We start from the raw sequence: 5,047 nt of genomic DNA on the forward strand, positions 1-5,047 counted from the left end.
ATGGAGGCAGGTTGGTCGACGACGACCAGCACGGTGCCGTGCTTGGCTTGCAGCCGGGTGAATACCTCCCGCAGTTTCGGTTCGTTGTTGGGTAGCCGCTTGTCGAACGCCTTCTTCCCGGCTGGGGTGAGAGCGGTGGCATGGTGTTCGCCCTTGCCCACGTCCAGGCCCAGGTAGACGTCGATGCCACCGGTATCGATCACGTGCTGTCTCCCGCGAGCGCTGTCTACTTTCCCGGCCTCACCTGCGGCATCAGCGTGCCGGCATCCACGTTACGAAGAGCCTGTCTCGCTCACGATGAGTTCGACGGTCATGCCCCTGATCAGCGGTCTGCCGATGCCTCCGGAACTTGGTGACACCACTTTTTCGATCATGACCGACGAGGGGCTCAAGTCATGCCAGGTCCGGAGGCCGGGAGCCCCGTTGCGGGGCCATCCAGAAGGTAACGGGGCGGCACGCAGGGACAACACGGGCATACCGCCAGCGACTCCCCGTCCGTCGACGACCTCGCGCGGGCCGAACGGCGACGTGTCCGTCATCGGCATCGGGCCCGGTTGAGCGCGGCGTCGCTGGGACGTTCCCGGGGTGGGTTGACCAGCAAGGTGCATCTGGCCGCTGACCGCCGCTGCCGTCCGCTGGCATTCGTGCTGACCGCGGGGCAGGCCGCGGACAGCCCCCAGTTCACCGCCGTGCTCGGGAAGATCCGGGTCCGCGGTTCGATCGGGCGGCCTCGGACCCGACCCGACGCGGTCGCCGCGGACAAGGCCTACTCGTCACGGGCCAACCGCGTCTACCTGCGCCGACGTGGCATCGTCGTGGTGATCCCGGAGAAGGCCGACCAGGCCGCGAACCGCAAGCGCAAAGGCAGCCGTGGCGGACGACCCGTCCGCCACGACACCGATCTGTACACCGACCGCAACACCGTCGAACGCGCGATCAACAGGCTCAAGGCCTGGCGAGGCATCGCCACCCGCTACGACAAGACCCCCACCAGCTACCTCGCTGGACTCCACCTCCGCGCATCCATCATCTGGATCAAGGACCTCACCCGCACCACCCATTGATCACAAATCAATACACGGCCTAGGACTCGCGATCGGGTAGCCGGTCAAGGATCATTCCCTTAGGCCGTGTCCGGACGATCATGGTGGTCGGAGCCAGAGCCGCAGCGCTGCGGCGGTGACAGTGCCATGGAAGACGTAGGCACGTTTGTCGTAGCGGGTGGCCACAGCCCGGTTCTGTTTCAGCAGGTTGATGCACCGCTCGACGGTGTTACGGCGCTTGTACGCCTCGGCGTCGAAGGACACCGGACGTCCACCACGGCGACCACGGCGGAGCCGGTTGGCCTTCTGATCGCTCTTCTCGGGGATCGTCGCGGTGATACCCCTGCCACGCAGGTAGGCCCGATTGGCGCGGCTGGAGTACGCCTTGTCCGCCAGCACCCGGTCAGGTCGGGTCCTGGGCCGGCCAGGACCCGACCGGAGCATGCGGACGCGGTCCACGACCGCGGTGAACCGGGTGGAGTCCGCGACCTGACCAGCGGTGATCAGAAGACTGACCGGCCGGCGATATCCGTCGGCACCCAGGTGGATCTTGGTGGTGAACCCGCCGCGGCTACGGCCGAGTCCTTCATCGGGCGCATCGTTCAGAGGCACCTGGTTTTTCCCGGTACCCGGGGCCGCTGTCTCGGTGCGCCAGCGGCATGCTGGTGGGCGCGACAGATCGTGGAGTCCACACCCAGCTCCCACGTCCCACCGGCCTCCGCGGGCGGGTCGGTATCCCCGCCGCGGCGTAGCTCACTGGCCAGCCGGTCCCAGGTCCCGTCCGCCGACCAGCGACGATGCCGCTCGTACACGGTCTTCCACGGCCCGAACCGCTCCGGTAGATCCCGCCACGGCACCCCGGTACGGACCCGGAACAGGATGCCGTTCACGACTTGGCGGTGGTCCCGCCATCGGCCGCACCGTCCGTTACTCGCCGGCAGCAGTGGCGCCAACCGGTCCCATTCCTGCGCTGTCAGATCCCCCCGGCCCATAGGACGACCGTCCCGGCAAGGAATCCACGTGTCCGGCCAACCAGGTCACCGCCCACACCAGGACAACACCCATCAACCATGATCGGCCGGACACGGCCTAGTGGCGTCCACCGGGCGCTGCGGGCCTTCGCCAGTGTGAGCGTCGCGCCGGTGTGGACATGGCCTCACTCGCCTGGGACCGCACACCTGAACCAAAAGGGCTATTCGCCAGACCGCGGCGACGCATCGGTGTGTCGTGGCGTCAGGGGTGGGTGCGTCACCTCCACCTGGTTACGTCCGCCGCTCTTGGCCCGGTACAGTGCGGAGTCGGCCAGCTCGACCAGTGCTTCCGTCTCCTCCGTCGAAGTTGGAACAATCGACACGACTCCGATACTCACAGTGACGATCCGTTTGGTGGTCAGCGGATGTGGTTCGGTCAGTTCGGCCACGGCGGAACGGAGCCGGTGGGCAATGCGGGAAGCAACGCCAGTATCGGCGCCCGGCATCACCACCGCAAACTCCTCTCCTCCGTAGCGAGCGGTGAGATCGGTGTCGCGGGTGCTGGCCGCCAGACAGGCGGCGACGCGTTGCAGGCACTGGTCGCCGGCAGCGTGACCGAAGTGATCATTGTAAGACTTGAAGTGGTCAATATCGATCATGGCGAGCGCGAGCGGGGTCGTCTGGCGCTGGGCCCGATGCCATTCAAGGTCGAGGATCTCGCCAAGATGTCGCCGGTTGGCCAGCCCGGTCAACGGGTCGGTGACCGAAAGCTGTTCGAGTCGCCGATTAGCTATGGCAAGTTCTTCAGTGCGTTCGGCGACCCTGCGCTCGAGGGAGCCGTACACTCGAGCGTTGTCGAGGGAAACGGCCAGCTGGCCGGCGATGAGCATGATTCCTTCGAGCCGGTCCGCAGTGAAAGCGTCACGCATCATCCGGTTCTCCAGGAGCAACATTGCCTGTAACTCATTACGGTTAATGATCGGGATGGCCAGCAACGAGCAGCGATTGACGTCGGTGAAGTAGGGATCGCGATTGAACCGGTCGTCGTGGGTAGCGTCGGCAACCATGACTGGCGTGCGGGTGCGTTCGGCGTACCAGATCACCGAGGATGGTAGAATGCCCCGCTTGCTGGCTTCCTCAAGTGATACAGAGTCTTCATCATCACTCGACACGAGCCAATCGTGCGGCCTGTCTCCACGCAGCAGCAAGTGGACGTCGGTGGCACCAGTCATCGCAGACAGGATCCCAACGACTCGGCTCCGCAAGCACTCGATGCTGGTTTCGGAGCTGAGTGCCTGTGAAGCTGCAAAGACGCTGAGCAGGTCGATGGTGCCGGTGGTGAAAGCGGAACGGTGGGCAGCGAACTCCACCGCTGGTGGCAGAACCGGCTGCGGACCAGCGGACTCGAGGCGCAACGCCGGGTTGGCCCAGTCGAGCTGACTGACCTTCGCAGCCGCGCCCCAGTCCAGGTACTGCCGACGTGCGGCGGCCAACAGCATGGTTCCGGCCGCCACCATGCCATGTGCGAGTTGAAAGCGTGCGGCCCGTTCCAGGATCAATGCCCTGTGCCAAGGGCGCGTTCGGGTGGCGACCTCGCATTGGGCCGCGTCAAAGGCATACGCCGCCCCGCGGAAGTCGCCGACAGTCCAAGCCCGCTCCGCCTCCACAAGGCGCAACAGGTGTCCGAAGTTGACCGGAGCGTCTGCTGCGCGCTTGGTCAGCCAGGCGATCAGACCGTCGAGCTCCGCCAGCGCGACCTCGCGTTGTTCCCCCCCACTGCACGTGCCTCGCCGGCGAGCGCAAGGGCCCGCAGCAGACGTGCCGTTGCCATCATGTGGAGTGATTCGATGCCGGGCAGTATCGACATGCCAGCCGTGTGTCGAGCCAGGTCAGCTGGATGGTCGAAGATGGCGGCCGCGAGTGCACGGATGACCTGTAAGTGGACGATGACGATGGGCTCGACCGCGAGCAGCGGCTGCCCGGGTGCCGTGTCGGCCGCTGATTCGACGGCGGCTCCGCGCAGCACCTGGATCAGTCCGCGATAGGCGCGGACAATTTCTTCGACCTGTCCATTGCCCGTGCGGGCGGCGAAGGCCAGTGCCTTGTCAATCTCGGTGGCAATGAGGTCGAGCGATGGTGCACAGTCGAGGAGGTTCTCGATAATAATATTGGCGGTATAACTTGCATTTTGCGGATCGCCATTCTGGGTAAGGCCATCCAGTGCGCGGCGGGCCGCAGACAGGTTGTCCTCGAGTGGTTCGAACCAGTGACCAGTACCAGCCACGTACAGGAACTGCGCCAGCCATAGATCGGGACGATATCCACGAGCCTGGCCGACCGCGAGGATCCGCCGTGTCATGCGTTGACCGATACGGTAGTCGCGTCTGCGAGAGACGGTCACAAACCCGATGTAACCACTCGGGCCTAGCAGGGCGGGGTGCGGACCGTCCCGCACCCACATCTGCAGCGTCGTCACGCTCAACCATGCTAGTATTGTCGGATCGCACTCATATGCTGGAACCATGAGCCGTTTGATGAGCTGCATTACGCCAAGGCGCGAACGGTCGGTGATCTTCGGTCGGCGCAGATCGTCTGCTTCGCCTGTCTGGTCGATCCACTGATAGAGCGCGTCAAGACCGCGATCGATCTCCATTTCCATCCGATCCCCGTCCGGGACATGGTGGCCGAGGCTCCGAAGCGCATCGAGGCCGAGTCGCAGCGCCTCGGCAGCTCGACCCCGGCTAGTAAGACTGCTGACCTGCACCGCGGTCGCCTCCGCGTGTTGGATCGGGTCGGTGCACAGCCGGCAGATGGCTTGATACGCCTCGTCCGCCTCGTCCAGCCGGCCCAGACGGTACAAAGCGGCGTGGCGGTCGAGGTGGACCGCTAGCAACTGATCAGTGTCGGTCGGGTCGATAAATCTCACTGCTGCAGCCAGGAACCGCTCCGCCAGAGGCGAGCCGACCAGCAACTTCGTCTCCTCGGCGGCGCGCAGGAACAGGTTGACCATCTGTCGCTGTTCCTGCGGGTGTC

At 65.1% G+C, this 5,047-nt stretch carries 3 protein-coding genes and 2 pseudogenes; 1 reads left to right on the forward strand and 4 read right to left on the reverse strand.

Annotation, left to right across the window (positions count from 1 at the left end; genetic code table 11):
- A partial coding sequence (locus FREUN1FDRAFT_RS37795; protein ID WP_006545715.1) for a transposase occupies nt 1-203 on the reverse strand: 203 nt, incomplete at its 3' end.
- A 243-nt stretch (nt 204-446) separates the two neighbouring features.
- Between FREUN1FDRAFT_RS37795 and FREUN1FDRAFT_RS37800 the strand changes: the two are divergent.
- Nucleotides 447-1,064, forward strand: a pseudogene (locus tag FREUN1FDRAFT_RS37800) (IS5 family transposase); the annotation flags it as partial.
- A 78-nt stretch (nt 1,065-1,142) separates the two neighbouring features.
- Here FREUN1FDRAFT_RS37800 and FREUN1FDRAFT_RS40525 read toward each other — a convergent pair.
- From FREUN1FDRAFT_RS40525 to FREUN1FDRAFT_RS48430, 3 genes and pseudogenes are all read right to left on the reverse strand, one after another.
- A protein-coding gene (locus FREUN1FDRAFT_RS40525) for an IS5 family transposase (protein ID WP_157475810.1) occupies nt 1,143-2,035 on the reverse strand; the annotation gives its coding sequence in 2 pieces (ribosomal slippage) (nt 1,143-1,681 and nt 1,681-2,035; 894 coding nt in all).
- Nucleotides 2,036-2,235: 200 nt separating this feature from the next.
- Nucleotides 2,236-3,681, reverse strand: coding sequence for a diguanylate cyclase (locus FREUN1FDRAFT_RS48425; RefSeq protein ID WP_369809859.1), 1,446 nt, complete (start codon nt 3,679-3,681; stop codon nt 2,236-2,238).
- Nucleotides 3,682-3,743: 62 nt separating this feature from the next.
- Nucleotides 3,744-5,047 (reverse strand): annotated as a pseudogene (locus FREUN1FDRAFT_RS48430) (serine/threonine protein kinase); the annotation flags it as partial.

The sequence above is a fragment of the Parafrankia sp. EUN1f genome (assembly GCF_000177675.1).
GTDB lineage: Bacteria > Actinomycetota > Actinomycetes > Frankiales > Frankiaceae > Parafrankia.